This is a genomic window from Wolbachia endosymbiont (group A) of Urophora cardui (genome assembly GCF_964028435.1).
Classification (GTDB): domain Bacteria; phylum Pseudomonadota; class Alphaproteobacteria; order Rickettsiales; family Anaplasmataceae; genus Wolbachia.
Genome location: NZ_OZ034774.1, coordinates 714,151 through 739,080, shown reverse-complemented (window position 1 = coordinate 739,080; position 24,930 = coordinate 714,151). Strand labels below are relative to the sequence as shown.

The following is a 24,930-nucleotide window of genomic DNA, read 5'->3' as shown; positions in this document are numbered from 1 at the left end:
TAAGACAGTATAGTACGCCAATTTGCAGGATTAGAGAGTGATAACTAGCTAACACGGGGTTTCTTTTGCCTTTTTTTCTGCTTAGTAAATTTCTTAAACATTTGAACTAAGGTGAGCTGCACTTAAAAGCAGCTAAATTGCAGTGTTTAAGACTTAAAAAAACGCCAATACAGAAAATAGACAATGACCAGGGCCTCTTTTGCCTTTTTTTTCGTTTGGTAAATTTCTTAAATATTTATGGCTAAACGACAACCGTCATCCCGCTACGTGTTAGCGGGATCTGGAGATACCGCGGCGGTATGACGGTCTGCGGCGGTATGGCGGTTCGCGGTGGCATGACAATAACTTCGTCATCCCGCTACGTGTTAGCGGGATCTGGAGATACCGCGGCGGTATGACGGTTCGTGGCGGTATATTCGTCATCCCGCTACGTGTTAGCGGCTAAGAGATACCGCGGCGGTATGACGTATTACTTATTATAGCTATAGTTCTACATGAATTACAAAAGTAATATTTACTAGATCTTAATATTTTAGATCTATATTTTAATAAATAATGAGCTGTAATTAGTATGAATGATCCATTTAAAAGTGAGAACTATAAAAAAAATCTCGACTCCTTGATAGAAGCTATAAAGCTGAAAAATATTGGTGAACAATATAATAAAACAGTGAGAGATTTATCCCAGACATTAGAGAGTTTTACAGATAAGGCAGAAGATTTAGCTAAGTTTGTTATATGTAGTGACTTGAATAATTATATAGAACCGGTGAACAAAAAGCCATCAGGTTTTTTTGGAATATTCAAGGAAACATTTAATAAAATCTTGGGAAAAGATGCTTCAATTCAGGATAACGATATAAGAAATTTTGCTAATGATAAATTGCCCAGTCTTGCTGAAAAAATAACATTCGAATACCTAAATGTTTTAAAGAAAATTTCAGATTTAGAGCAAAGTAAAAAAAATCAGGAGGAACATAGATTGTATGGAGTGAACTTAGAGGATAGAACAGCGTCAAAGCAAGAAGAAAATCCTTTATATGATCTACAAGCAGGAGATTCAGGCTATGGAAGTTCATTAAATGAAGAGCATGAATATGAAGACATATCACATTATCAAGAGAAAAAGCAAAAGGAAAATCCTTTATATGAGCAGAGAGAAGATTTAGGCTATGGAAGTTTATTAAATGAAGAGCATGAATATGAAGACATATCAAATTATCAAGAGAAGAAGAGTAAAATTTTAATAGAAAATTCGCAGAGTTCAAAATCGCCCAAAGAAGAGCCAATTTATGCAACAGTTTCTAAAGAACATATAGAGGCAAAAAGAAAACGTAAGCAGAAACAACAACCTCAATCCCTCGTACTACCAAAACCACCAAGAGCATCGCAAGTGCCAAAAAAAATGTTTACTACTGGTCAAGAAGTTAGACAAGAATCGAAAGTGGTAGTCAAAGATAAACCTGCAGTACCGCCAAAGCCTAAAAATCTAAGCCGTGCTGATCAAAAAGTAAGCACAGAGCCAAAAGTAGTAGAAGTAATTCTTAAAAAATCAGCTGAAAGTAAACCTACAGTACCACTAAAATCTGAAAATCAAGACAATAGGAAATCAGCACAAAAAGCTGCTGGTAAGGCGATACCAAAAGTAGCAGCAGCTACTATGAAAGGAGGAGCTAATCGCGAGATGGGCAGTAAAGTAAAGGCATTAAAAGAAAAATTTGAGCAAAATCAAGCAAAAGGAAATGCTAATGTACGGCTTGCTGAAAGCAAAACTACCCCAGCAGCACAAGCGGATATCGGTGTGAAGAAAAAACAATCTCATTCATTTCTAACAGAGAATAAAAGATCTGCAACGAAACACATAACAGCAAAATCTGATCCAAAATCTCATGTCAGCAAAAATCCTCCTTCCACACAAGTAAGTGTTAAGGAAATGGTTGCACAAATTGAGAAAGGAAAAGGAGGAAGATAGTAACATTTGGGAAAAAAACATATGGTCAAGTCAAGAGATTGTGAGCAAACTTAGGAAGTTATAGCTAAACTGACTGTATCTGTTCAGAGGAGTGGCTAATGTGCAAATATTGAAGCAAAGTGCGTGACTCACAGCTGTACGAACATTGCAATATGGCACATAGTAAACGATGTCATCCCAGTGCCCAGACACTGGGATCCAGTTTTCCATATAATCTCATCGAAAATGTTGTAATCACTTTCTGTGCTAGTTTGCTTGTTCACAAGCAAACTTTTCTGGTTCCCAGTGTCAAGCACTGGGATGACATCATAGGGACACTGGGATCTAGGGAATGTTCAAAAAACTGTGTCAAATCAACTCATACACTTCATTACCAACTTCATGATGAAGTTCTGCAGTTGGATGGAAATAATCAAAAAAGAAATAATCCTTTAGTGTTTCTTCGCTACACCCAGGGTTATAGTGAACGTCAAGTTCCCCTTTAAATATCAACTTTAAGAGTATTTTTATATTTTCTTTAAATCTCCCAATTTGGTCTGCAATGTTCGATGTGCATGCATCTTGACAATTTAAACCTTTGCTCTTGTATTCGCTAAGCATACTTTTCATTTTAGAGTTAAGATCAAATGCTTTTATTTCAAGATTTGTACTTTTCTTCATATAATCTAAGCCATTAGCCAATTTTGCATTGAAACTCTCTGTGAGCTTCGTAGCTAGTTCCCTTGCTTCTTCATCTCTATTAAAAGCTGGTATTGAGCCAACTTCAGGTGCGTTTGCAACAACTACATGCTTAACACCATGTTCATTTAGAACCTTAAGTGCATTACATATTTCACTCACTGCTTGTTCCAACACTTCTTCCGCTTTAGTATCGTCATAAGCAGTGGCAACCATAACATCATTTCCGCCGATTATGATGCAAAATAAATCTTCTTTACCTATATCTGGATGGCTTTGTTGCATAGCTAGTGTTGGTTGAGGTTATTGTAAGAAGAAAAGCTTTTTAATATATGGCTACTAACGCATTTTGTTGTAAAATAGGCATTTTTCAAACAAGTACAACTTATGCCACAAAAAATGAGAGTAAGTAACCAAAGAGAATATAACGAGTTTCTCAAAAAAAGAGGAAATGTTTTTCATTTTGTTAATCAAGCCATAGAAAATTGGTATGAAAATAGTCCAAAAGTTGCAGGTGGCAATAACACTTATAGTGATAAAGTTGTAATTTTAATACACATAATAGTTCATCTTTTTAGAATTGGCTTGAGACAAGCTGTAGGTTTTGTAAAAGGTTATATGGTACAAATAGGCAAAAAACTTAAGATTATCAGCTATACACAAGCTTCCAGAAGATTTAAAAAGCTTAATTTGAAGATTGATGACCATAGAAGCAATAAAGATGATCTGGAAAATGTTGAAATTGCCGTAGATAGCACTAGAGTTAGTATCTACAATAAGAACGGTGGGCATAGTAAGCTTAATATTCGAAAAAGAAAATACAGTGGTTATGGTCAAGTAAGAAAATTACATGTTGTTTTAAACATAAATGATAAGAAAGCAATAAGCATGAACTACACTAGTGGTGTTGCTGTAGACTATTTGCCGGTCTGCGATATGTTAGAAGAAGTCAGTGATAAATATAACATTTGTTCTATTCGAGCAGATGCGGCTTATGATATAAAAAGTGTGTATAAAGAATGCAGAAAATACAATATTGTGCCTATTATTCGCCCTAGGAAGGATACTAAAATTTGTTTAGCTGACTACTTATCAGAAAGAAACAAGTATATTAGTAGAATTAGGTCATATGAGAATTATGAAGATGGTATTAATGAATGGAAGAAAAAAGTTAAGTATGGAGCACGGTCTTATATTGAAGTCTTTTTCTATAGGTTGAAGCAAATATTTGGGTTTGGCTTGAAAAATAAATCAGAGGTAAATCGTGAAAAAGAGCTGTTAATTAAGTGCTACTTATTGAACAAATTTACTGATATAGGTATGGCTAAATTTAAATTAGCTGCGTAAATTCACTGTGATTTACATGCCTATCAGTGCTATGCAACAAAGCCTATCTGGATGATGTTTAATTACCGCATCTAGCTGGTTAGCTAAACGAAATTTATTGAAGAAATAATAAAAAATAGGGTCAAAAATTTCAGATGCTGTTGCACATGAAACTGCATAGTTTTGACCTTGCTGTTCGTGGCATTTCCCAAAAAATGAATAACTCCACCCAGGTTTAAATTCGTCTAAATCTAAATATTTTGCTACATATTCAACAGCAGTGGGGCCATTGCTAAAAGATCCTCCTTGATAAAAAGGGTCATCAAACTTTACGCTTTTTGCAAAGGATAAGTTATTTAAAATTCCAATGATTGCGCCATTATCGGATAAACTATCACCCAGAACATAAAAATTTCTATACTTTGAATTAGAATTGTCATTTTTGTTTGTCATAATATTTACCGTAGATTAGCATGTTGTTTCATTAGATTCATAAAAAAAAATAGCGGTGCAACTTTTTTACAACCCCCATTTTAAACTTTATTGTGCATTTCCTTCATATCATACCTTTTTGAAAAAACGTTTTATTTTAAAAACGCTCTGACTTTTTCTCCACTTTTTCCGGGCAAAATCAGCTTCTTCTTAACTTGACACGTATACTTAAAAGAACCCTCTAAGTTTTCTAGCGCGGCTTGGATGTTTCAACTTGCGCAGTGCTTTTGCCTCTATTTGCCTAATTCTCTCACGTGTTACATTAAAAATTTTTCCTACTTCTTCTAAGGTATGCTCCTTCCCATCTTTACCAAGGCCAAAACGCATTCTTAGAATTCTTTCTTCCTTTGGTGTTAAAGTTGCAAGAACATTGGTTGTAATGCCACGCAAGTCAGCAAGTATTGCAGCATCCTCTGGTCTGGAGACTCGCTTATCTTCTATACAATCACCGAAGGTACTACTATCATCCTTTCCTGTTGGAGCTTCAAGACTTACTGGGTCCCTTGCTATTTTCATAACTTTGCGTATTCTTTCCAGTGGCATTGTCAGTTCTACACTTAATTCCTCTAACGTCGGCTCTCTTCCCATCTCATGAGTCATTTTTCTTAATGCTCTGTTGATTTTACTGATAACTTCTACCATATGAACTGGTATTCTAACTACTTTAGACTGCTCAGGTATTGCCCTAGTGATTGATTGTCTTACCCACCAAGTGCCATAAGTTGAAAATTTATATCCACGTTTGTAATCAAACTTATCCACGGCCTTCATAAGACCAATATTGCCTTCTTGTATCAAATCAAGCAGATCAAGGCCTCTTTTTGAATACTTCTTAGCAATGGAAACTACTAGCCTTAAGTTAGCCTTAATCATCTCTTGCTTTGCTTCAGAGACTTCTCGTTCGTGTTTTTGTATTCTCCTGATTAGATCCTTAAATTCTTGCACGTTATCTTCCTGTATATGCTGCTTAATACCGTTCAAAGTACTAGCTATATGTTCAGAGTTATCGTCTATAAACCTTAAAAATTTGTTTTTTAATTCACCTGTAAAAGAGGACTGATTTTCATTGATCTTTAAAAGAATTATCTTTTTCAATTCGTGCTTTAAAAGCACGTCATCATAAACTTTATAGAAACTTTCTCTATCGATATCGTATTTTCTAGCCTCAGCAATAAGATTAGCCTCTTCAAGCGTGATGGATCTATTTATCTTATAAAGTTCTTGTGTAATTCTGGCAACAGCAGCATCACTTAACTTAATTTGTAATGCTATAGACCATATTTGACTATATAAATTCTCTAGTTCATCAGAGGAATCTTTAGAATTTTTTCTTAATACCAATGCTTCATTTGTTAAAGTAATTATCTCATCCAATGCAACTATGACCTTTGGCAATAAGTCACTTTCCATTTCAAGAATAGAAACATTTAAATTCGCTGAATTTATATCTTCATTATCACCGTCTTTCTCATCATCACTTTTTTTACTATCTTTCTCATCATCACTACAGTACTCAGCATCTTCAGAAACATCCTCAGAATCCTCAACATCTTCAGCACTTTCTTCACTCTCTTCTTTGGGTACCACATTAAAGTCAGAGTTATAAATTGCATCCAGATCTATAATTTCTCTCAGTAAGAGAGCTCCACTACTTAAATCATCACGCCATACTTTTATCACCTTTAATGTTACTGATGTTTCAATTATTGCACGTAACATGTTATGCTTTTCAGATTCAATTTTTTTTGCTATCTCGATTTCATCTGCCCTTGACAAAAGCTTTACAGAGCTCATGTCTTGTAAATAAATCCTCACTGGATCATCATTTTGTACTAAAGTTGCAGTAATATTTGGCGATGTGTCATCATCATCAAGTTTACTATCATCACTGTTGGAAGGAATATCTTCTTCATCTTCGCTACTTTCAAGCACATTAATTCCGGAATCCTGCAATAAAGATATAGCATCATCTATAAAATCAGACGAAAAATTTTCATCTGATAATTTATCATTTATATCATCAAAGGTGACAAAACCACCTTTTTTTATACTTTTAGTTACAAGATCTCTGATAACTTTTTTCTTATCTTCTGCATCATTAATAGTTGACATCATTACCTTTATAGTTTATAATTTTATTTCTTATTAACAAATAAACTTACAACGAGCAAGTCTATAATTTACTTTTAACTTGTGGCTATTCGTTACTTCATATAGTTTAAGATACTGTTAATTTATGTACACTTGTCTTGATCAATTGTTCCATACTTTTCTTCCATTTTTACTGCTATGGACAATCCAACTGAAAATGTTGCAATTCCAACCACTATAGCAGTAAGCATTAAAACATGAGGTATAGGATTGCTATATGAATAAAAATTTGAAACCAATATAGGAGGCAAAGAACTTTTTATATATCCTAGAGATATGTAAAACAACAAAACAGATGCTTGGAAGACGCTTACCCCTATCATTTTCTTGATTAAATTTTTATCGTTTATAATAATATATAAACCTAGCACCATTAATACAATAATAATCGTATAATTATATAAAGTCATTGTTTTTTCCTACGAGCAAAATTCATATATATAATTAACATAGAGGAGCAGACAGTAAATGCTACACCTAATTCCACCAAAAAAATACCCAATTTTTGACCGGTTCTATTATTGGCTGACAAGATATCATAAGATAAAAAATTTTGGCCAAGTAAAGTTGTTGCAACGCCCGTTCCTCCATAAATTAAAATACCTAACACGTTAGTCAATCTAATCACAGAATAAGGTATTGCTTTTAGAGTTGTAGATACACCAAATAGCATTGAATATAATATTATCCCGGAGGCAATAATTATTCCTGCTTGAAAACCTCCACCCGGAGTGTAATCACCGTGAAATTGTATGTATAAACCAAATAAAATGATAAAAGGTATCATCAAAAATGTTACTGCATTTAATATCGGATCTTTAATCATTGTCTTTTTCTTCTTTTAATATCAACGTTATACAAAGCGCAGCAGTAAAAACTACTATAGTTTCTCCAAACGTGTCATAACCACGAAAGCTTGCCAAAACAGCTGTCACTATATTAGGAATACCGGTAGCTTTTTCGGTATTTTCCACATAATAAGGAGCAACATGCAAGTGGATCGGAGCATTGTGGCTGCCAAAATCTGGCAATTGAATCATAAAATATGACAAACATACAGCCAGAAATAACATAAAAAAAAGCGTTATAGGGTTATGAGATAGATTTACTTTATGATTCTTTATCAAGGAGAGTGCTGCAAACGTAAAAATCGTACTGAGCCCCGCACCAACAGAAGCTTCAGTAATTGCAACATCAGGTGCATTCATAATTAAGTATATAAGCGCAATAAGTGAACTAAATACACACATTAGAACAGCACTTACGACTAAATGTCGCGAGAAGACTATAAAAACCGTAACTGTTAGTAACAACAAAAGTAGCACTACATTTAATATTTCTAACACCTTAACCTTCTTTAACAGTTTTTTTCTTAACTTTATAATAAGTGCGCGCTAAAATATAGCCATTAGTTGAGCTAGCTACCCATATTATAAGAATTAATAATATTATTTTAACAGTATTGATTGAAAATCCATTCTGCAAAGCAAAACCAATTAACAATAGCGTTGCACCGCTAGAATCTGTAATACCTGCTGCATGTAACCTAGTATAGAAATCAGGAAATCTAATTACTCCCACACTTGAAATGATTACTGAACAAATGCCTAAAAATATAAGAACGGATCCTATCATAAATTATTAAAACAACATTAATCTCATTAGTGCTATAGTTGATATAAAGCTAACGCTAGCATACAACAATGCTATATCAATTAAAAAAAAATTATTCAGAATGATTGATATTGCTGTTATGAGTACAACTACTTGCGTTGAGAAATTATTGAACGCTAAAACCTTATTGTACACATCACTTGACTTAGACACTATGCGGCACAACATTATACTCATACAGAACGACAGTGTATAGATAGCAATGTGAAGCATTTAAAGACTATGTAACTTCAGTAGATTTCTAAACGGATACTTCTTCATCGCCATCTTGATCATTTATTTCATCATCTATTTCACCATCCACTTCATAATCTTGGCTTTCTTGACTTGCATCAAGATCTGTGTTAAATTGACCATCAGAAAAATTTAATAAATTCGCTAGCTTACTTGTATTACTGCTGTAAACATTATTCATATTTCCTTTCATGTACTCCTTGCATCTACCTACCAAAAGGTTAAATAGCTCATGAGTATCCACCTGTTTTTCTGCTATTTCATATAAGGAAACTATGGTGTTTTTATGGTCTTTAAACTGAACTGTTTGAACTGGATTACTTGCTCCTGTATTTAAATCATGTGTTCTTTGACTTGCCAATAGAACCAATTTGAAACGGTTACTTACCTGTTCTGTACACTTTTCTACAATAGACTCAGCCATAAGATACTACCTTAATAAGTTTTATACTATATCACAAAAAACAAGTTGTCAACTTTGTATCTATTGCGATTCAACTTCATGTTTTACTTTTTCTGCCTCAGATTTTATTTCTTGGCTTTCTGTCATCGTGATTGTTATTTCATGATCAAGTTTTTTTAGAAATCCTAACAATCGCTCTAAAGAAAAACCATCTATTTTACCATTTTTAATTTGTGATACCTTTGGCTGATCAATACCAAGTTTCTCAGCTGCAAAAGCCTGAGTCCAAGCATTTTTTTCTATAATTTTATTTATTATATAAAGCAACTTTGTTTTTATTGCTGCACTGTCTAAGTTATTTAACGATATTATTTCCATAATTCTTACACTCACATATCAATTAACTTTATTAAATATTATAGCATAATATTTAATATACCAAGATATTAATATCATATAACTTGTCAATAATTATATGATATCAAATTTAAAACTTTAAGTTGATTGTATATTAATATTTCAATCAAATTTCTAGTAATTTTAAATTACCATTTTACCATCAGCCTCTCTGAAAAAATCATTTACAGAAAGAACAAGCTAAAATTACAAAGCTTGAAATACAAAAATAATTATTTTATAAATTTATCTTACATAAGAAGTTTATATCTCTATATCTTAACATAGATATTTATTTAAATTTTTAAAATTTCTATTTTAACGAGAATTCTATATACTATATTTATAATATAACTTAAATATTTGTTGCTTTTTAGCTGGAACACTATTTAGTTAGTAAGTAAAATTGTGTTGAATATGACAAAAATAAAAAAAGATGTTGCTGTTATTATGGGAAGTGAGTCAGATTACACCACTATGGTCCATACCGTCGATATGCTAAAAGCATTAGAAGTTTCACATGACATATTCATAATATCTGCACATAGAACACCAGAAAGGCTCTTCAATTTTGCTAAATCTGCACAAGAAGAAGGTTTCAAGGTTATTATAGCTGGTGCAGGAGGTGCAGCTCATTTACCTGGTATGGTTGCGTCATTAACTTGTTTACCAGTTATCGGCGTTCCTGTGCATAGTAAACAATTAAATGGGCTGGACAGTCTACTCTCTATAGTTCAAATGCCAAAGGGTGTTCCAGTTGCAACCATGTCTATAGGAGAAAATGGAGCATATAATGCTGCCATTACCGCCGTATCTATATTGTCAATTTCCAACAGTGAAATTGCAGGTAGGTTAAAAAAGTGGAGAGAGAGACAGACCAAAGAAGTAAAAGAAAAACCAGTTTCATAATAAATCTATGGCAATAATCCTTCTAGACACAAAAACCATAAACCGTATAGCAGCGGGGGAGGTGATAGAAAGGCCAGCAAGTGTAGTAAAGGAATTAGTGGAAAATGCAATAGATGCTGGAAGTTTAGAAATAGAGATCAAAATAGAAAGTGGTGGGCGTAACCTTATTATTGTGACAGATGATGGTAACGGAGTAGAAAAAAACGATTTAGAACTTGCGTTTATGCGCCATGCTACTTCAAAATTGAGCGATAGTGAGTTGATAGAAATCAAGCATCTTGGCTTTAGAGGAGAAGCTCTGCCTTCAATAGCAGCAGTAAGTAGGATAAAATTATCGTCTAAAGCAAGCGGAGCAAGTGAAGCATGGTCTATAAGTTATGAGGGTGGAGAAAAGATGGGGGAGCTAACTCCTTACTCTTTATCACAAGGGACACATATTGAAGTACGAGATTTGTTTTTCGCTACCCCAAATAGACTAAAATTTCTAAAAACCGAAAGAGCAGAAACTCAAAGCATTGTTGATATTGTAAACAACCTAGCAATGGTTAACTATCATATAGGGTTTACTCTCACTTCAGGTAATAAAAAGCTCTTAAAATACGCTAAGCAGACTTCGTTATTTCATAGATTGTGTGAAGTAGAAGAAGAATTTCAGGGCAATTCTTTGGAGGTCAATGAAGAAGAAGACGGCATCAAACTTACGGGACACATCTGTAAGCCAACCGTCAATCGTGGTAAGTCAACTCAGATCTATACATTTGTTAATGGAAGGCCAATTAAAGATAATTTACTTATTGGTGCGGTTAGGTATGCATATCATGATTTTATTCCAAGCGATAGGTATCCTTTTGCAGCGTTACATTTAGAGATACCTTATGATCAAGTAGATGTAAATGTGCATCCAAATAAGTCAGAAGTAAGGTTTCAGAATAAGAAGCTCATATATGAGATAGTGACAAGAGGATTAATCAAAGCATTGTCAAGAAGGATAGGCACCTTTGATGTCATTCCAGCTAGTGACCAGAAAACTACTAATACAATAGAGGGTTTTTTGAAAGGTTCATTATCAGATCCTTTTGATAAATCTGATGTTCAAAATGAATTTTATGAAAGAAGGCCAAGTCCTTTTGAAAATCAACTAATAAAAGAATTTGCTTCTCCAAATGAAAAAGCAAAAGGCTTATCAGAACAGTCAAAATCGTTTGATTATACCGGCATACAGAAATCCCCATCACAAGCGGAAATTATGGTTCTAGAAAAAAAGGTGTTAGAGCAAGTTGATTTGATAGAGAGCCACCCGCTCGGGTTTGCACGCTGTCAGGTCTATAATACTTACATTATTGCCGAAGTAAGAGACAAATTGATTATAGTTGATCAGCATGCAGCCCACGAGAGATTAGTATATGAATGCCTAAAACAAAAATCAAGTATAAAAAGACAAAAACTACTTCTTCCTGAAACGGTTGAAATCAAAAATCAAGCTGGAATGGAGATGATTGAAATCTATAAAGATAAGTTATTTGAAATGGGTTTTGATATTGAAATCAAATCAGAGAATAAAGTGATAGTAAAAGAAATCCCTGCAATTTTGGGAGCAATAGATGTGAAAGAGATGCTAATTAATATAGTGGGTAGATTAACGGAAATAGAAGATACATTGCCAGTAGAAGACAAAGTGAACAAGATATTGGCTACTATCGCTTGTCATGGATCAATTAGAGCAGGCAGGAAAATGAGGTTAGAGGAGATGAATGAGCTGCTGAGACAAATGGAAAAAACTCCATATTCCGGGCAATGCAACCACGGAAGACCAACTTATATAGAAATGAAACTCAGTGATATTGAAAAACTGTTTGAGCGCAGGTAATGAGGTTGCCATAAATATGTAAGTGCTCTTTCCTCGTCATCCAAGTAGCTCATAGAAACGGATTAAACGAAAAACGACTTGACAAACTCCGCCAGCTCCCTTATCATGACAATAAGGGTATTTATGACTCAAAACTTGTTTTTGACCTGCAGGCTTAATGACAAAATTCAGTAAAAAACTTAGGGTATTTATTGGCGGATTACATAAAATTATAGCGGCTGCATGTCTTTTTTATTTTTTCTACATTCAGCCAAATCGCGCTTATTTTAAGCGTTAGCACATTATTACAGCGCCACTTACAGTAATATAGAGTCAAAACTCGCTACTCGGGGCTTCTTTTGCCTTTTTTTTCATTTGGTAAATTTCTTAATGTTTATAGCTCAAAGAGAGGTGTCATTCCAGCACTTGATGCTGGAATCCAGGAATTTTATCAAGTATAAAAGTTATGTTAAAATGCACCATTTATGGAAAACTAGATCCCAGTGTCTGGGCACTGGGATGACATCATAGGGGCACTGGGATGACACCCTTTCCTAGATGGAGATAAATTACAATGTTTGTACAGTTATGGGATTGCGCAGTGGATGCAGTTTAACATAAAAAGCTTTGCTTTTTGAAATTTTGGGTTATACTCAACTTCAACACTATTAGCAGGGGTAATGATCATGAATAAAGAAGAAGCTTTAAAAATTTTGGAACTAACAGATAGCCATGACGTTATCTCTAAAGCCAGAAAGAAATTATTTGATAGTGAAAAAAACTCAGATGTATTAAAAACGCAGATCGAGGCATATAAATCGCTTACCGATAGTCAAGCAGAAGCTTTTTCGGATCTTGTAATATCAGCTATTAACAGTAATGAGCTAGATTTTCTGAAGTTGTTGCTGAAGACAGTAAAAAATGATGATAAATTTAACTATTTGAATACAGAAGGTACTAGTGGCAGTATACCATTGAACTTTGCATTAAGATATACAGGTTATAAGAATGAGTCAAGAGTTAAGATCATAGCTTTGCTTTTAGAGCATGGTGCTAATCCTAATACGAGAGATCGAGAAGGTAAATCATCATTACACTATGTTATTAATAATAGTGATGGCGTTTCTTGCCACAAAGTTACTGAATCACTTTTAAATAAAGGTGCTGACCCTAATGCAAAAGATAGTCAAGGTAAAACACTGTTGCATTACTTATTTGAAGATAAAAGTCACGATCGTGTTGAAATTGCAAAATTGCTGTTGAGGAAAGGCGCTAACCCAGACAGGCTTTGTTGCATAGCACTGATAGGCATGTAAATCACAGTGAATTTACGCAGCTAATTTAAATTTAGCCATACCTATATCAGTAAATTTGTTCAATAAGTAGCACTTAATTAACAGCTCTTTTTCACGATTTACCTCTGATTTATTTTTCAAGCCAAACCCAAATATTTGCTTCAACCTATAGAAAAAGACTTCAATATAAGACCGTGCTCCATACTTAACTTTTTTCTTCCATTCATTAATACCATCTTCATAATTCTCATATGACCTAATTCTACTAATATACTTGTTTCTTTCTGATAAGTAGTCAGCTAAACAAATTTTAGTATCCTTCCTAGGGCGAATAATAGGCACAATATTGTATTTTCTGCATTCTTTATACACACTTTTTATATCATAAGCCGCATCTGCTCGAATAGAACAAATGTTATATTTATCACTGACTTCTTCTAACATATCGCAGACCGGCAAATAGTCTACAGCAACACCACTAGTGTAGTTCATGCTTATTGCTTTCTTATCATTTATGTTTAAAACAACATGTAATTTTCTTACTTGACCATAACCACTGTATTTTCTTTTTCGAATATTAAGCTTACTATGCCCACCGTTCTTATTGTAGATACTAACTCTAGTGCTATCTACGGCAATTTCAACATTTTCCAGATCATCTTTATTGCTTCTATGGTCATCAATCTTCAAATTAAGCTTTTTAAATCTTCTGGAAGCTTGTGTATAGCTGATAATCTTAAGTTTTTTGCCTATTTGTACCATATAACCTTTTACAAAACCTACAGCTTGTCTCAAGCCAATTCTAAAAAGATGAACTATTATGTGTATTAAAATTACAACTTTATCACTATAAGTGTTATTGCCACCTGCAACTTTTGGACTATTTTCATACCAATTTTCTATGGCTTGATTAACAAAATGAAAAACATTTCCTCTTTTTTTGAGAAACTCGTTATATTCTCTTTGGTTACTTACTCTCATTTTTTGTGGCATAAGTTGTACTTGTTTGAAAAATGCCTATTTTACAACAAAATGCGTTAGTAGCCATATATTAAAAAGCTTTTCTTCTTACAATAACCTCAACCAACACTAGCTATGCAACAAAGCCATTCTGGATTAAGGATAAAAAAGAGCAAATAACTTATAATTTTATAGCTAAAGTGACTTAGGTTTACCGATAATTTGAAAAACAACAAATTCGTCATTCCGCTACTTGTTAGCGGAATCTATCCTTGGCGGTATGACGTAGGGAAACCTTTCTTGGGTTAGTTATAGAAGGTTAAGAATTTTTCATTGGACAGGCTTCTTATACTTTTGGTGAGGTTAAATTTTGAAGTGAAAATTTTAATAAACAGCAAATAAACAAGTTTATCAAAAAAAGAGTTAAATGTTAGGGTTTTCAGCATTCCGGACAATTTAAAATCAACCTGGGATGGAGGAAGTTAGTGGCGGTCACATACTCTTTCATCACAATGATAAAGAAGCTTACCTTTATCTCTGACGTATTTTAAAGGAATTTTGGGATTATTGATGTCTTTACCACCAGTATCATGCCATTTCTTTTCCCATGTAATATAATATGGTTCAAGGTCTTGCGGCGTTAATTTATATATTTCTTTTAGCTCTATTCCTTCATAAATAGCAAATACCCAATCCACCTTTCGGTATTTTGCAATTATTGTAGGATTCATATGATGATGAGTAGAAAAGCTTTTTGTAAGAAGAGCATTTACTGATTTAAGCTCATATTCATTACCATACTCATCAATGACATCATTTCCCTCGCGTGCTGGAAGAATAGTGAGTCCAGTTAGTAATAAGACTTGTAGGATTTTTCCGCCGTTATCCTGAAAGATATCATTTATACCATGCTTAACAGCAAACTCCTGATACTTCCGTATATGAGGAAATATATCTTTCAGACATTTTCTGTCTTGATCCTGATTTAGAAGTGCAGTAGGTTCAACACCAAGGGCATCTGCTATGCGCTCAACATTATCTATAGAGATATTTCTCTCACCACGTTCAACGGAGCCTATATATGTTCTGTGTAATTCACATAAATCAGCAAGAGTTTCTTGGGAAAGCCCTTTTATATTTCTTATCTTTCGTATATTCTGGGAAAGAAGTAACCGCAAAGATTGTTTTTTTATTTTTGTCATCTTTGTAAGATAATAGTTGACAATTATAAGTCTACAGACTATAAGTATCTTTCATATGGTGCACATATTGGAAAAATTTAAATTTAATAGTAAACCCACATATATTACAGATAGGGGAGCTGCATATTGTGGAGACTCTCTTAACCTATTGCCACAATTACCAGACAATAGCTTAGACCTCGTAATAACCAGTCCACCGTTTGCTTTGCAAAGAAAAAAAGAATACGGAAATGAATCCCAAGCCGAATATGTTGCCTGGCTTAGTCGATTTGCAAAATTAGTACATAGCAAACTCAAAGATACAGGCAGTTTTGTACTTGATTTAGGTGGGGCTTATGAAAAAGGCGTGCCATCCAGAAGTTTATATAATTTTAGAGTGCTTATACATTTCTGTGATGACATAGGCTTCTTCCTTGCAGAAGATTTCTATTGGTATAATCCTTCTAAATTGCCAAGTCCAATTGAATGGGTAAATAAGAGAAAAATCAGAGCAAAAGATTCTGTTAATACAGTATGGTAGTTCAGCAAAACTGAGTGGCCTAAAGCAGATGTCACAAAGGTGCTAGTGGAATACAGTGGCCGCATGAAAAAACTTATCGAGAACCCAAAGGCTTATTATACTCCAAAAGAACGACCATCAGGACATAATATTGGTAGTAGCTTTGGTAAAGATAATGGAGGAGCTATTCCATCAAATCTTTTGCAGATTCCCAATTCAGAATCTAACAGCCAGTATCTTGCTGCATGTAAGGAACTAGGTGTAAAAGAGCATCCAGCTCGATTCCCTGCTAAATTACCTCAATTTTTTATTCAGTTTCTAACACAACCAGGAGATGTTGTTTTAGATATTTTTGCTGGTTCTAACACAACAGGTTTTGTATGTGAGCAAGAAGACCGTTACTGGTTAGCATTTGAAGAAAATAGAGAATATCTTGCTGCATCTGCTTTTAGGTTCTTAAAAAAAGAATGCTCAAAAGAAACTATTTATCAACGCATTGTTCATGGTGAAGAGCAAGTGTTAAAGGCTAAGCAGTCTGTATTGGATCCTAAGTTCACTCAGCAGTCATTAGTAGTTTAGTTATGCTCTTTGTTCGTATCCGTTCAGCGGAGCGGCAAAATAAGGTAGACAAGGTAGTATAAAAAGATAACCATAGAGTAAAAGTGAGTTTACAACAAATGCCAGTGCGTGACACTGGGATGACAAAAAAGGGGCTACTCGGATGACAAAAAAAGGAGCACTGGAATGACAGCAGCCCTACGTCATACCGCCGCGGTATCTCTTAACATAGATCCCGCTAACAAGTAGCGGGATGACGAATATACCGCCACGAACCGTCATACCGCCGCGGTATCTCTTAGCCGCTAACAAGCAGCAGACCGTCATACCGCGATTCATTCGCGGTATCTCATCCGCTAACAAGTAGCAGGATACTTGACCTTTACAGGGATGACGGTTGTCGGTAGGCCTAAATTACTTTAGCTACAAACATTAAGAAATTTACCAAATGAAAAAAAAGGCAAAAGAAGCCCTAGTCACTGTCTATTTTCTGTATTGGCGTTTTTTAAGTCTTAAACACTGCAATTTAGCTGCTTTTAAGTGCAACTCACCTTATCTTAAATGTTTAAGAAATTTACTAAGCAGAAAAAAAAGGCAAAGAAATCCCGTGTTAGCTAGTTGTCACTCTCTAATCCTGCAAATCGGCGTTCTATACTGTCTTAAACGACTTATAAGCGCGTTTCAGCTTGTGTAGGTAAAAACCCAGAAATGTTGTGAAGACATAAGGTGCACATAGTGCAAAAAATTAAAAATAAGACACCAACTACGTTGTTTTTTGCTGTTTAATCTGCACAGATGAAGATAACTGAATACCTTCAGTATTATGATAAGGGGACTGGGGGAATTTGTCAAGTAGTTTCTACCTGAAACCACAATATTCGCACAGTTGGAAAATGGTTGCGGGAGTAGGATTTGAACCTACGGCCTTCAGGTTATGAGCCTGACGAGCTACCGAGCTGCTCCATCCCGCGTCGTTGTTTATTTAGCTATTATACTTGCAATTATAGGATATACAAGGATAAAATCCGCTATGGGTCGTATATTAGTATATTTATTAACTTTTTTTGACATAATAGTTAGCTATATACGTCATAACCTACGTAATGAAAAATATAACTTGATACTGTGGTTTCCTGTGTGTCAGTGTGTAGGGATTTTAACCTATTTTTCCCTAAGTTTTGAACCAAGCTGCATTTTCACTATATCTATTTTTCTTTTGCTTCCACCTACACTAACTCTGATTGCGATACTGCACAAAAGGTACACAATACTATGCATTGCTTTAATTGCAGTGCTCATAGGATTTACAGCTAGTAAATTAAGAACAGCTTTAGTTGATACTCAAATTCTTGATAAAGAGAGATACGTAAAAGATATAATTGCCACAGTGAAGGACATTAATGACAGGGGCTCATACAAACAATTTCTGCTTTCTGTCTCTACTATCTCAAAATCCTCTCCTGTCATCCCAGCACCCCCTTTTGTCATCCCAGTACTTGATACTGGGATCCAGAAAAAAAAGATATGGATTCCAGCGTTACGCGCTGGAATGACACCGGATAGAGCTCTAGATAACATCAGAATATCAGTTAGAACCAAAGTGGAAAAAGGCATTAAAATAGGCGATCAAGTAAAATTATCAGCAAAACTCTTCCCTCTAAAGATTGCGCCCTCGGAGCATGCATATGATTTTGCAAGAATAGCATATTATCAGAAAATAAGTGCAACAGGTTTTGCAACAAGCAAAATAGCTTTGCACAAAAAGGCTGAAGCAAGGAAATTTCAAGAATATATAGAATCTTTCCGTCAATACATTTATGAAAACCTGCAGCAAAATATTAAAAAACCACATGCAGACATAATTTCTGCATTACTAATCGGCAAAAAGGACGGAATAGACCAAAAAACTATGGATGCGATAAGAGATTCAGGTATAGCACATTTGTTTGCCATATCTGGTTTGCATTTATCATTTGTTGCTGGCCTGTTTTTTATAGTGTTTCGTAATTTATTCGCAATATCTGAAACTTTGACTCTTAAGTATAACACCAAGAAAATATCTGCATTCCTTACTATCTTGCCAACCACGTTTTATTTGTTGATTACCGGTATGCAAATTTCTGCTCAGCGTGCCTACATCATGGTGATTTTAGTACTCGTTGCAATAATGATAGAGAGAAAATATCGAGGGTTAATAGCAATTGCGTTTGCTGCTGCAGTGATACTCTCAGTAGAACCAGAAGCAATTTTAAAGCCAGGCTTTCAGATGTCATTTTCTGCGGTTTTGGCACTGGCTGCCAGTTATCAAATTAATGCTAATAAATTGTTCAAAATAAAAATAATGAAATATTTTGTGTCGATAATGATCAGCTCAGTAATAGCAAGTTTAGCAACTGTTCCGTACACGATATACAATTTTAATTATTTTTCAATTAGTGGTATTATCACAAATTTAGTTGCTATACCAATAGTTACATTAATTATTATTCCACTTGGAATAATTTATGTCTTATTGATTCCTTTAGGTATTGAATGGATTATAGCGCCATTTATAGAGCGCCCAATTGACAGTATCTTGTATATAACAAATGCAATCGCTAGTCTTCAGTATTTGGTTATTCCCATTCGTACTTTTCCTGCCTCATCAATTATTATCATAACACTTGGTTTATTGTGGCTGTGCTTGTGGGAAAGAAATTGGCGTTTCTTCGGAATTTTCTTTATTGTACTAGGTATTTGCTTTAGCACCGCATATAAAACCCCCGACATCCTAATAAATGCTGATAATGTTGCTGCAAAGGAGAGTGATAACTTACTATATTCTCTCACCAGAAAAAATAGGAACTTTGTTGTCAAAACATGGGCGAAACAAAATGGGCAGAACCAAATTTTGAATCATACAAAATATAGCAATCCAGATAAAAGACTAAAGTGCAACGATTATGGCTGTATATATAATAAAGGAAATAATAAATCAGTACTGCTTGCTTATAAAAAAGAAGATATTTCAGAAAATTGTGATAAAGTTGATTTAATAATTCAATTAAGTGAATTCGACTATTCAGTTTGTAATACTAGAACTATTAAATACACCAATCTAAAAACATATGGCACACATTCAATTTGGTTAACAAATCGTTACGTAAAGATTAATAAAGTGCGCTCTAACCGGCCTTGGCATAAGTTAAAAAGCTTGATTTTAAAGTGTTGTTAACAATAATTAATTAAATTTAAATGTAAGGAAATTTATGTATTTAGGTACTCAAGAAGGAAATTCTTTAAACCTCAACCTAACTCATGATCATAATGTAGCCAGAATAAATGATGCCATTGGTTTTCTCCCTAAAGCATGGCATGCAGCAAAAAAATATTCTGTAAATAATACCCTACCTATAGCAGTTGTGAACACTTGGCTTCAATTTTCTCTAGCCTACATAACTGCAATGGTAATAACCCTTAACGATTTAAGCTTTATTGCTACTTTTAACCCAACATTAATGCCAACTTACTTTCTGGTTTCTGTTATTTTTGGAGTAGTTTTATTAACCTCTCTTGCTCTAAGATATATATACAAGCAAGAAATAAAAGATGAGAAATCAAAAGATGGTGATAGCCCAATAGATATAAAGATTAGAGGTGGAAAAAGTGATGAAATAAATGAGATTGCTCAAAATGCATTAACAATAGAAATTGTTCCTGATTTGGTCGATAAAAAGCAAGGTTTTTCAATAATTTTACCAATCTCTGAAAAACAGGGAGAAATATTAGAAAACAAAAGACAAGAGAATAGAAATAAAGTTATTTTGCTTACTGTGCCATATGTGCTGAGCGGTCTAATTGTAGCTGGTGCATTGATACAAAATAAATTTAGCTTTGCCAATGTTCATGGTTGGGAAGAATGGGGTTTCATTGCATTCGTGAGTGCTGTCTTCATTGTTGGAATATGTATAGCATTGAGTAAATTAAAAAGTAATGAAGTAAATAACGCATGCAATATTGTTAAAAAATTCGATAATGTGGATATTTTACTCCCATGGAGAAAAGGTAGTGTTGTATCAGTAATGGAGAATAAATTTAAGAGTGAAGAGGAGAATGATCCGATATCTCGATTGGGAAGATTAGTTAATAGACACCTAACTGACTTTATTGATAAAATTTGCTGTTTATTTAAGAACGATCTTTTAAAGCCTGCAAATATTAACATTAAAGAAACGCTTGGCAGTATAGGGAAGGATCTCAAAGCTTTACTTGATAAATTAGAAAAAGATATAAAGAAAAATGTGGATGAGGTGAAAACAACTGCTAGTAAAGAAATAACTGACTGCCTGAAAAATATTAGTAAAAGTGTGGATGTTCTGTGTAAAGAAGTTAGCGGAGACGTAAAAGGTAAACTGAGTGAAGTGGACGTAGAAAAGGTAATGAGTTTAGTAAACAACTTGAGTAATCTAGCAGAGACTTTAGAAGATAGAATATCTAGACTTAAACCTGGAGCCCGTATGGGATTATCCGGAGCGACTTTTGCAGATGAAAGATTACCTAACGCACCTAATAACCCCAACCCTCAACAAAATGGGCAAGGAAGCAGTAGTCAATCTAATACTGATCGATCTGCAAATAAAGATATGCAAACTAGTACTAATGAATCTGCAGATCAAGAGATACAGACACAGTTATTAGAAGAACACAACCGACCAAGTGAGCCTGATAATGAAGATAATACTGATCAATTAGTAGATGAAGAGAAGAAGCTACAAGAAAAAATGGCAGTCTTAGAAAAACAAGACAGAGTAAGGCAGCTGAAAAAAGATTTATTTGAACGAGAAAAAACAGATGAATGGAAAGAAAAAATCAACGGCAAACCAAGTGACTTTCTATATTATTTATTAGAATCTATTAAGCTGGAAGAAAAAGATAATAAAGAAGAAAAGGTTGAGGCAACACTACGGGATTTTGATAACAAGATAATAATTCACTGGAAAGATGGCTCTCAAACAACTTGCCATATTAAAAAACAAGGTGATCTTCCTAGTACAAAAGTTGATTTCGTAAATCAAAATATTCAAGCAGCATGGGAAATGGCGCGGGGTAAATCACTATAGATCACTCAGTAATAACCTTAAGTGTTAATAATGATAAGGAGAAATTAAGGCTAGATATCTACGTAGCTGAAAAGTGCAACATATCACGCAGTAAAGCTCAAAGATTGATACAAAATGAGCAGGTGAAATTACTTGGCATACCGATAATTAATAATGATCACATAGTAAAACCAGGTGAAGAGTATGTGGTGCATCTCGTTCAACCTGACATATCCACATCAATTGAGCCTAATTATGACATAAAACTTGATATCGTCTATGAAGATGAGGACATTATAGTTCTGAGTAAACAAAGTGGATTAACAGTGCACCCTGGTGCTGGGACAAACAATGATACGCTCTTGAACGCAGTTATCGCTCACCTTGATGTAAGACCAAGAATTGTTCATAGACTCGATAAAGATACCAGTGGGCTGATGGTAATTGCAAAAAATGAGGAAGCCCATAGTTTTTTGTCTGAGTTGTTATCAAATCGTAAAGTAAAGCGGGAATACTTAGCAGTAGTTTGGGGAACATTGTCTACTCAACAAGGAACGATAAAGACTAACATTGCTCCAAAGCGTGGTAATAAAGAAATGATGTGTGTAACAAAAATCACAGGCAAATTAGCAATCACTCACTATTTAGTGCAGAAAGTTATAGGACAAGTAAGCCTGGTTAAATGCACTTTAGAGACAGGTAGAACACACCAAATTCGAGTCCACATGAGCCACATAGGACATTCCATAGTTGGTGATCAAGTTTACGGAAAAAATAGTAGTAAAAGCACAAAATATGCTAAAAACTCTAGTTTCATTCATAATTTCAATAGGCAAGCACTACATGCTTATACACTGGGCTTATACCACCCAAAAAGTAAGGAATACATGGAATTTGTCTCTGATTTACCGCAAGATATAAAAACTTTAATTGGTGAGTTTGAAAATATACCTAAGAAAGGTTTACCTGATTTTTGAAGTAACGGCATCATTGCTGGTATAGCTAACCCAAGAAAGGTTTCCCTACGTCATACCGCGATTCATTCGCGGTATCTCTAGATCCCGCTAACGAGCAGCGGGATGACGAATTTTTGTTTTTCAAATTGTAGGTAAACCTAAGCCACTTTAGCTATATATATCTTTGGCTGAAATAAATTAAGATTTACTGCAGCTACAATAAGTACTCTTATCATCACATTTTGGTGTTAAGTCGGGATAGAACGTGAGTATAGCATCATTCTTTCTTACAAACACTGATTGATAATTGTCATCTTCCATTTCATATAGGCACATTCCATCTTTTCCTAATTCCTTGAACGCCTTAGTTGCAGAAATTAAAATATCATCGGCATGAAGGTTATATGCGTATCCATTTGGGCATTTAACTTTCACTTCCCCATCCTTACCCAAATATTTCATTCCAAATGTATAAACTGGTGGCTTAATATCTGATTTATTGCATAGGGACTTATCATTCCAAATTGCACCTGCCCATTTATCTTCTTGAGCTTCAACATATCTACCTACAAAATGCATACCACCTAATTTATCGTTTGGCTCACCACAAAAAATATGTCCAAACCCTATAGTTTCTTTTTCACTTTCACTATTTGTAAACCAAATGTTAGCCAGTTCATCTTTAAATAACTCCAAATCCGCATCTGGCGTAATCACTTGATGATCAAGCTTATCATATATTCCTTTCACTACTTCTTGATGCTGCGGACAACTAAGTAAAATTTTGAAATCTTCTTTATCTGGATGTGCTCCCCAATCTCCACAAACTTTCAACACTCCTCTATCGAAGTCAGTTAATTCTGGAAACGGTGGTATATAACCTGGTTGTGAACTGAAAAATGGTTCAAAATTGACCTTAACATTTTCTTCTACATAACTGGTGTGAAAATAATGATCCTTAATATAAAAAATAAATCCTATTATTGGTATTATTAAACACAAAATTAGTTTAACTGTCTTCGACATAATCACGTTCACAAAAAAGCTAGCTTATAATAAACAATTTAAAAAAGTTTTAATCTAATCATTTTTGCAGAGCAGCAACTCCCGGCATTTCATCACCACCCAGCCAACTTAAAAACGCTCCTCCACCAGTGGAAACATATGTAAAATCCTTATCGGTAAGGCCTGCAGCGCTTATTGCAGATAGACTATCACCTCCCCCTATTATGCTGGTTAACTTTCCTTTGTGCGTTAAGTCACTTACGACTTTCATTACCCCTATTGTACCACTTGCAAAAGCTGAATGTTCAAAAACACCAATAGGTCCATTCCACAGCAGAGTCTTACTGCTTGCTATTATACTGCTTATTGTACTCAAAGTTTGTGGTCCGATATCCAAAATTATATCACCGTCCAAAATGGACTCAGTTCTTCTTGAAATACTAGTGCTGTAATCAGAGTTTACTGCAACCAGAACGTCTTCTGGCACAACTATTTTGCAATTGTTTTTATTTGCTGTTTCAACAATATTATGTAGAAGGTCGTCAACACCATTTTGAAAGAAAGATTTTCCTATATTTACTTTGCTAAATAACAAAAAATTATTAGCAATTGCACCTCCGAGAACTAGGTAATCAACCTTTTCTGTTAGCTTTATAAGCATTTTTATCTTAGTTGACATTTTGGCTCCCCCAACTATCGCAGTAATAGGTTTAGCTTTAAACGATACAGCTTTTTCAAGATACTTTAGCTCATCTTGTAAGCAAAATCCCGCGTAGGAAGGTAAAAACTCTGTAATGCATGAAATAGAAGCGTGAGCTCTGTGAGAGCAAGAAAATGCATCATTTACATATATATCCGCTAGAGATGCTAGTTGTTTGGCAAAATTTGAGTCACTCTGCTCTTCCTCTTTATAAAATCTTAGATTCTCTAGTAATATTATATCTCTTGCATCCATAGCACTCACTGCTTTTTGCACTTTTTCACCAACGCAATCATCAATGAATTTCACTTTTTTATTTAGTAACTGCGATAAAGTGTCAATTACATTTTTTAGCGACAGATTATTGTCTCTGGCCTTTGGGCGTCCGAAATGCGATATAATAATAATCTTTGCACTTGCATTCACTAAATACTCAATAGTAGGCAATGCTCTCAAAATACGAGTGACGTCACGAATTTCTCCATCTTTTATAGGAACATTGAAGTCAACTCTGAGTAAGACGGTTTTATTGTGAAGATCACAATTTTCTATACTAGGTATATTCATTGTAAAACTAAAGCTATAAAGCCACTATA

Annotated in this window: 23 protein-coding genes, 1 tRNA gene and 1 pseudogene; 9 read left to right on the top strand and 16 right to left on the bottom strand. The window is 34.4% G+C overall.

Annotated features, from left to right (window positions below; translation table 11 throughout):
• The first annotated feature begins 571 nt into the window (after window positions 1-571).
• On the top strand, window positions 572-1,972 hold the full coding sequence (locus ABWU38_RS03640) for a hypothetical protein (protein WP_353272488.1): 1,401 nt from the start codon (window positions 572-574) through the stop codon (window positions 1,970-1,972).
• 128 nt (window positions 1,973-2,100) lie between these two features.
• Here the strand turns inward: ABWU38_RS03640 and ABWU38_RS03635 are convergent, their stop codons facing one another.
• Complete coding sequence (locus ABWU38_RS03635; RefSeq protein ID WP_265016477.1) at window positions 2,101-2,235, bottom strand: hypothetical protein; 135 nt, start codon at window positions 2,233-2,235, stop codon at window positions 2,101-2,103.
• A gap of 85 nt (window positions 2,236-2,320) precedes the next feature.
• Complete coding sequence (locus ABWU38_RS03630) at window positions 2,321-2,935, bottom strand: SGNH/GDSL hydrolase family protein (RefSeq protein ID WP_353272487.1); 615 nt, start codon at window positions 2,933-2,935, stop codon at window positions 2,321-2,323.
• 102 nt (window positions 2,936-3,037) lie between these two features.
• On the opposite strand from ABWU38_RS03630, the gene ABWU38_RS03625 reads away from it, so the two are divergent.
• Window positions 3,038-3,997, top strand: a complete 960-nt coding sequence (locus ABWU38_RS03625; RefSeq protein WP_353272271.1) for an IS5 family transposase — start codon at window positions 3,038-3,040, stop codon at window positions 3,995-3,997.
• A 12-nt stretch (window positions 3,998-4,009) separates the two neighbouring features.
• Here the strand turns inward: ABWU38_RS03625 and ABWU38_RS03620 are convergent, their stop codons facing one another.
• The 9 genes from ABWU38_RS03620 to ABWU38_RS03580 form a co-directional block, all read right to left on the bottom strand.
• Window positions 4,010-4,429 carry a hypothetical protein gene (locus ABWU38_RS03620; RefSeq protein ID WP_353272486.1) on the bottom strand — a complete coding sequence of 140 codons (420 nt, stop codon included), beginning with the start codon at window positions 4,427-4,429 and terminating at the stop codon, window positions 4,010-4,012.
• A gap of 207 nt (window positions 4,430-4,636) precedes the next feature.
• The gene (rpoD, locus tag ABWU38_RS03615) at window positions 4,637-6,580 is read right to left on the bottom strand and encodes an RNA polymerase sigma factor RpoD (RefSeq protein ID WP_353272485.1); all 1,944 of its coding nucleotides are present in this window, start codon (window positions 6,578-6,580) and stop codon (window positions 4,637-4,639) included.
• Window positions 6,581-6,702: 122 nt separating this feature from the next.
• The gene (locus ABWU38_RS03610) at window positions 6,703-7,029 is read right to left on the bottom strand and encodes a cation:proton antiporter subunit C (protein WP_253307288.1); all 327 of its coding nucleotides are present in this window, start codon (window positions 7,027-7,029) and stop codon (window positions 6,703-6,705) included.
• Window positions 7,026-7,445, bottom strand: coding sequence for a Na(+)/H(+) antiporter subunit B (locus ABWU38_RS03605; protein ID WP_164224942.1), 420 nt, complete (start codon window positions 7,443-7,445; stop codon window positions 7,026-7,028). Before ABWU38_RS03605 ends, ABWU38_RS03610 begins: the two co-directional genes overlap by 4 nt.
• The gene (locus tag ABWU38_RS03600; RefSeq protein ID WP_264688399.1) at window positions 7,438-7,965 is read right to left on the bottom strand and encodes a DUF4040 domain-containing protein; all 528 of its coding nucleotides are present in this window, start codon (window positions 7,963-7,965) and stop codon (window positions 7,438-7,440) included. The genes ABWU38_RS03605 and ABWU38_RS03600 overlap by 8 nt, the downstream gene beginning before the upstream one ends.
• A 1-nt stretch (window position 7,966) precedes the next feature.
• Entirely contained in the window at window positions 7,967-8,254 is a 288-nt protein-coding gene (gene mnhG, locus ABWU38_RS03595) for a monovalent cation/H(+) antiporter subunit G (protein WP_096617042.1), read from the bottom strand.
• Between the two features lie 6 nt (window positions 8,255-8,260).
• A complete protein-coding gene (locus ABWU38_RS03590; protein WP_353272484.1) occupies window positions 8,261-8,506 on the bottom strand; it encodes a monovalent cation/H+ antiporter complex subunit F in 246 nt (81 codons plus the stop codon).
• 28 nt (window positions 8,507-8,534) lie between these two features.
• A complete protein-coding gene (gene rpoZ, locus ABWU38_RS03585; RefSeq protein WP_253307286.1) occupies window positions 8,535-8,951 on the bottom strand; it encodes a DNA-directed RNA polymerase subunit omega in 417 nt (138 codons plus the stop codon).
• Window positions 8,952-9,011: 60 nt separating this feature from the next.
• Window positions 9,012-9,308 (bottom strand): helix-turn-helix domain-containing protein, encoded by a 297-nt coding sequence (locus ABWU38_RS03580; protein WP_253310011.1) that lies wholly within the window; start codon window positions 9,306-9,308, stop codon window positions 9,012-9,014.
• 435 nt (window positions 9,309-9,743) lie between these two features.
• On the opposite strand from ABWU38_RS03580, the gene purE reads away from it, so the two are divergent.
• From purE to ABWU38_RS03565, 3 genes are all read left to right on the top strand, one after another.
• On the top strand, window positions 9,744-10,235 hold the full coding sequence (gene purE / locus ABWU38_RS03575) for a 5-(carboxyamino)imidazole ribonucleotide mutase (protein WP_253307285.1): 492 nt from the start codon (window positions 9,744-9,746) through the stop codon (window positions 10,233-10,235).
• Window positions 10,236-10,242: 7 nt separating this feature from the next.
• Window positions 10,243-12,102 carry a DNA mismatch repair endonuclease MutL gene (mutL, locus tag ABWU38_RS03570; RefSeq protein WP_265017345.1) on the top strand — a complete coding sequence of 620 codons (1,860 nt, stop codon included), beginning with the start codon at window positions 10,243-10,245 and terminating at the stop codon, window positions 12,100-12,102.
• Between the two features lie 665 nt (window positions 12,103-12,767).
• Window positions 12,768-13,397 carry an ankyrin repeat domain-containing protein gene (locus tag ABWU38_RS03565; RefSeq protein WP_353272483.1) on the top strand — a complete coding sequence of 210 codons (630 nt, stop codon included), beginning with the start codon at window positions 12,768-12,770 and terminating at the stop codon, window positions 13,395-13,397.
• A gap of 12 nt (window positions 13,398-13,409) precedes the next feature.
• Here the strand turns inward: ABWU38_RS03565 and ABWU38_RS03560 are convergent, their stop codons facing one another.
• Window positions 13,410-14,369 (bottom strand): IS5 family transposase, encoded by a 960-nt coding sequence (locus ABWU38_RS03560; protein WP_353272271.1) that lies wholly within the window; start codon window positions 14,367-14,369, stop codon window positions 13,410-13,412.
• Between the two features lie 449 nt (window positions 14,370-14,818).
• Window positions 14,819-15,538, bottom strand: a complete 720-nt coding sequence (locus ABWU38_RS03555; RefSeq protein WP_253309548.1) for a helix-turn-helix domain-containing protein — start codon at window positions 15,536-15,538, stop codon at window positions 14,819-14,821.
• A gap of 55 nt (window positions 15,539-15,593) precedes the next feature.
• Between ABWU38_RS03555 and ABWU38_RS03550 the strand changes: the two are divergent.
• Window positions 15,594-16,616: pseudogene (locus tag ABWU38_RS03550) on the top strand (DNA-methyltransferase).
• Between the two features lie 873 nt (window positions 16,617-17,489).
• Here ABWU38_RS03550 and ABWU38_RS03545 read toward each other — a convergent pair.
• Window positions 17,490-17,566, bottom strand: a tRNA-Met gene (locus tag ABWU38_RS03545).
• A 59-nt stretch (window positions 17,567-17,625) separates the two neighbouring features.
• Between ABWU38_RS03545 and ABWU38_RS03540 the strand changes: the two genes are divergently transcribed.
• Genes ABWU38_RS03540 through ABWU38_RS03530 form a run of 3 tightly spaced genes read left to right on the top strand, consistent with a single transcriptional unit; the run spans window position 17,626 to window position 22,650 of the window.
• Window positions 17,626-19,809 carry a ComEC/Rec2 family competence protein gene (locus ABWU38_RS03540; RefSeq protein WP_353272482.1) on the top strand — a complete coding sequence of 728 codons (2,184 nt, stop codon included), beginning with the start codon at window positions 17,626-17,628 and terminating at the stop codon, window positions 19,807-19,809.
• Between the two features lie 34 nt (window positions 19,810-19,843).
• Entirely contained in the window at window positions 19,844-21,694 is a 1,851-nt protein-coding gene (locus ABWU38_RS03535) for a hypothetical protein (protein ID WP_253309546.1), read from the top strand.
• A complete protein-coding gene (locus ABWU38_RS03530; RefSeq protein WP_253309973.1) occupies window positions 21,685-22,650 on the top strand; it encodes an RluA family pseudouridine synthase in 966 nt (321 codons plus the stop codon). The genes ABWU38_RS03535 and ABWU38_RS03530 overlap by 10 nt, the downstream gene beginning before the upstream one ends.
• Before the next feature lie 177 nt (window positions 22,651-22,827).
• Here ABWU38_RS03530 and ABWU38_RS03525 read toward each other — a convergent pair whose 3' ends face one another.
• Both ABWU38_RS03525 and ABWU38_RS03520 read right to left on the bottom strand, forming a co-directional pair.
• Window positions 22,828-23,655, bottom strand: a complete 828-nt coding sequence (locus ABWU38_RS03525; RefSeq protein WP_253309545.1) for an EndoU domain-containing protein — start codon at window positions 23,653-23,655, stop codon at window positions 22,828-22,830.
• Window positions 23,656-23,713: 58 nt separating this feature from the next.
• On the bottom strand, window positions 23,714-24,901 hold the full coding sequence (locus ABWU38_RS03520; RefSeq protein WP_353272481.1) for a phosphoglycerate kinase: 1,188 nt from the start codon (window positions 24,899-24,901) through the stop codon (window positions 23,714-23,716).
• Window positions 24,902-24,930 lie beyond the last annotated feature (29 nt).